This window comes from Mycobacterium sp. TH-M82 (genome assembly GCF_057473605.1).
The window spans coordinates 1-3,301 of the sequence record NZ_JBYCKY010000422.1 but is presented as its reverse complement, the minus strand read 5'-3'; the positions used below and the strand labels follow the sequence as shown (position 1 = coordinate 3,301).

Here is a 3,301-nt window from a genome sequence, read left to right as displayed (position 1 = left end):
TTTGCGGGTTACTGTCCCCGGTGGGCCTAGGAGGACTCGAACCTCCGACCTCTTCGTTATCAGCGAAGCGCTCTAACCGCCTGAGCTATAGGCCCGCACTCGCATACAGCCGAGCGACGAGATTACCGCAACCGCCATCTGCTCCCAAAATGCGATGCGCCGGATCAGTCGCGATCGGCCAATGTCACTTCGACGCCGCCGATCAGATCGGTGCTCAGGTTGTAGACAACCGCGCCCAGGGTCGCCATCGCGGTCAGCAAGACGATGTTCACCAAGCCGATCAGCACGGCACTGCCGAAGATGGCGCCACTGGAGACCAGCTCGCCGGCGCCGCTGGTGTTGGTCAGCAGGTCGCCGACATTGCTGTTGAGTTTGCTCCACACACCCATGCTGCCCAACACCAGGTAGAGCAACGCCACGGCAATCATCCAAACGAAGAACGACGCCACCGACAGCAGCAGCGACACCTTCAAAGCGCTCCACGGATCGATTCGGCGGATCTGCATGCTGGCCCGCACCGGGCCTCTGGACCGCGCCGAGACCTGGACGCGCCGGTCGGCCACCCGCGCCGGCACCGTCGAGCCCCCAGCGCCGCCGGAATCAGCGGCCGGCTTGCGCTGTACCGCACCGGAGATCGACGCGGACAGGTCCGGCAGCTCGCTGCCGTAGGCGTCGGCTTGCTGGCTTTGGCTGCGCGCCGGCTCCGGTTGGCCCGATGCGGACTTGGCGCCGGGTGCGGGAGTGCCGGAGACGAACCGGCTCAGCCGCGCGTCCACGCCGGGGGCGTGACCCGCCGGCCGGGGTTGCTGCTGCACCGGCGGTTCGGGCAAGCGCGGTCCCGCCCGACGCGACCGTCCAGCCGAGCTGCGTTGCCAGGGCGGAGGCTGACCGGTGTCGGTGATTCGGCCGGTCCCGGCACGCTGACCGGTGGAGTCAGCCGCGCCGTCCGGCTTCCCGGGGCTATCGCCCGGCCCGGGATATCCCGGCTCGTTCGGTACAGTCACCCACGGCTCCTTACCTGCGCCCGCGCCGGGTCAGCTACCCGAGTCGTCTTCGGTCACGCCTTCCTCGGCGTTTCGCGCAATGGCTAACAGTGTGTCGCCCTCGCCCAAGTTCATCAACCGAACTCCCTTGGTCTGCCGCCCGGCCTTGCGGACCTGCCGCGCCCTGGTGCGGATCACCCCGCCGATCGAGGTGATGGCATACAGCTCGCTGTCGTCATCGACAATCAGTGCCCCGATCAGCCGGCCCCGACGGGAATCGTACTGGATGGTCCGGATACCCTTGCCGCCGCGACCCTGCGCGCCGTATTCCTCGATGGCGGTGCGCTTGGCGTATCCACCGGCGGTGGCAACCAGCAGATAGGTGCCCTCACGCACCACGTTGAGCGACAGCAGCCGGTCGTCGGCGTTGAACCGCATGCCGTGCACACCGGAGGTGGCGCGACCCATCGGGCGCAGCACCTCATCGGTTGCCGCGAACCGGATGGATTGCCCGTTGGCCGATACCAGCAGTAGATCGTCGTCACCGGAGCACAGTACGGCGCCGACCAGCTCGTCGCTGTCGCGCAGGTTGACCGCCACGATCCCGCCGGAGCGGTTGGAGTCGAAGTCGGTGAGCCGTGACTTTTTCACCAGCCCGTTGCGGGTGGCCAGCACCAGGTAGGGGGCGTCCTGATAGCTCTGGATCTGGATGACCTGCGCGATACGCTCGCCGGGCTGAAAGGCCAGCAGATTGGCGACGTGCTGGCCACGTGCGTTGCGGGCGGTCTCGGGCAGCTCATAGGCCTTGGCCCGGTAGACCCGGCCGTGGCTGGTGAAAAACAGGATCCAGTCGTGAGTAGAGCACACAAAGAAATGCGCGACGATGTCGTCCTGTTTAAGACCGGCGCCCTGCACGCCCTTACCGCCGCGCTTCTGGCTGCGGTACAGGTCGGTCTTGGTGCGTTTCGCGTAGCCGGTCTCGGTGATGGTGACGACCACCTCTTCACGCGCGATCAGGTCCTCGTCGCTGACGTCGCCGTCGGCGGCAATGATCCGGGTGCGCCGGTCATCACCGTATTTCTCCACGATCTCAGCGAGTTCGTCTCCCACGATCGTCCGCTGCCGTTCGGGCTTGGCCAGGATGTCTTCCAGATCGGCGATCTCGGCTTCGATTTTGGCCAGGTCGTCGATGATCTTCTGGCGTTCCAGGGCGGCCAGCCGGCGTAGCTGCATGTCGAGGATGGCCTGCGCCTGCACCTCGTCGATGTCGAGCAGCCCCAGCAAACCCTGTCGTGCGTCGTCGACGGTCTGCGACCCCCGGATCAGTGCGATCACCTCGTCCAGGGCGTCCAGCGCCTTGACCAGGCCGCGCAGGATGTGGGCCCGCTCATTGGCCTTGCGCAGCCGGTAGCTGGTGCGCCGAATGATCACGTCGAGCTGGTGGTCGACGTAGCGGCGGATCAGCTGGTCCAGCCGCAGGGTGCGGGGTACCCCGTCGACGATGGCCAGCATGTTGGCGCCGAAGCTGGTCTGCAGTTGGGTGTGCTTGTAGAGGTTGTTGCGCACCACTTTGGCCACCGCGTCGCGCTTGAGCTCGACGACGATGCGCAGCTTGCCCTTGCTGCTGTGGTCCTCGATATTGGCGATGCCGGCCAGCTTGCCGTCGCGCACCTGCTCGGCGATCGAGGTGATGAGGTTGTCGTGATTAACCTGGTACGGCAGCTCGGTGATGATCAGCAAGCTGCGGCCCTTGGCGTCCTCCCCGATCTCGGCGACACCGCGCATCCGGATCGAACCGCGTCCTGTGGCGTAGGCGTCGGTGACGCCCTGCGATCCGACGACCAACGCAGCCGTCGGGAAGTCCGGGCCCTTGACCCGCTCCATCACCGCGGCCAAGGTGGTCTCTTCGTCGGCGTCGAAGTTGTCCAGGCACCAGAACACCGCCTCGGCGAGCTCGGCCAGGTTATGCGGCGGGATGTTGGTGGCCATCCCGACGGCGATCCCGCCGGAACCGTTGGCCAGCAGGTTCGGGAACCGGCTGGGCAGCACTGTGGGCTCCTGCACCCGCCCGTCGTAGTTGGGGACGAAATCGACGGTCTCCTCGTCGATTTCACGCAGCATCTCCATCGCCAGTGGGGTAAGCCGTGCCTCGGTGTTGTGGCTGACGAACCCGTTGGTGATGAACGCGTGGTCTTCCGTGTCGACCCGCAGGCTGTACACCGGCTGCACCCCGGCGTCGGTGACGCTGGCGACTTTTGCATAGTAGAAACGGCCGTCGGTGAGCTCGGAGGCGATCGCACGCACGTCTGGATCGGCGA

Annotated in this window: 2 protein-coding genes and 1 tRNA gene; all 3 read right to left on the bottom strand. The window is 66.3% G+C overall.

Annotated elements, in window-relative coordinates:
• Positions 1 to 21: 21 nt before the first annotated feature.
• A tRNA-Ile gene (locus AC2VON_RS13110) sits at positions 22 to 95 on the bottom strand.
• Positions 96 to 164: 69 nt separating this feature from the next.
• On the bottom strand, positions 165 to 1,004 hold the full coding sequence (locus tag AC2VON_RS13105) for a DUF3566 domain-containing protein (RefSeq protein ID WP_486953355.1): 840 nt from the start codon (positions 1,002 to 1,004) through the stop codon (positions 165 to 167).
• A 30-nt stretch (positions 1,005 to 1,034) separates the two neighbouring features.
• A partial coding sequence (gene gyrA, locus AC2VON_RS13100) for a DNA gyrase subunit A (RefSeq protein ID WP_486953354.1) occupies positions 1,035 to 3,301 on the bottom strand: 2,267 nt, incomplete at its 5' end.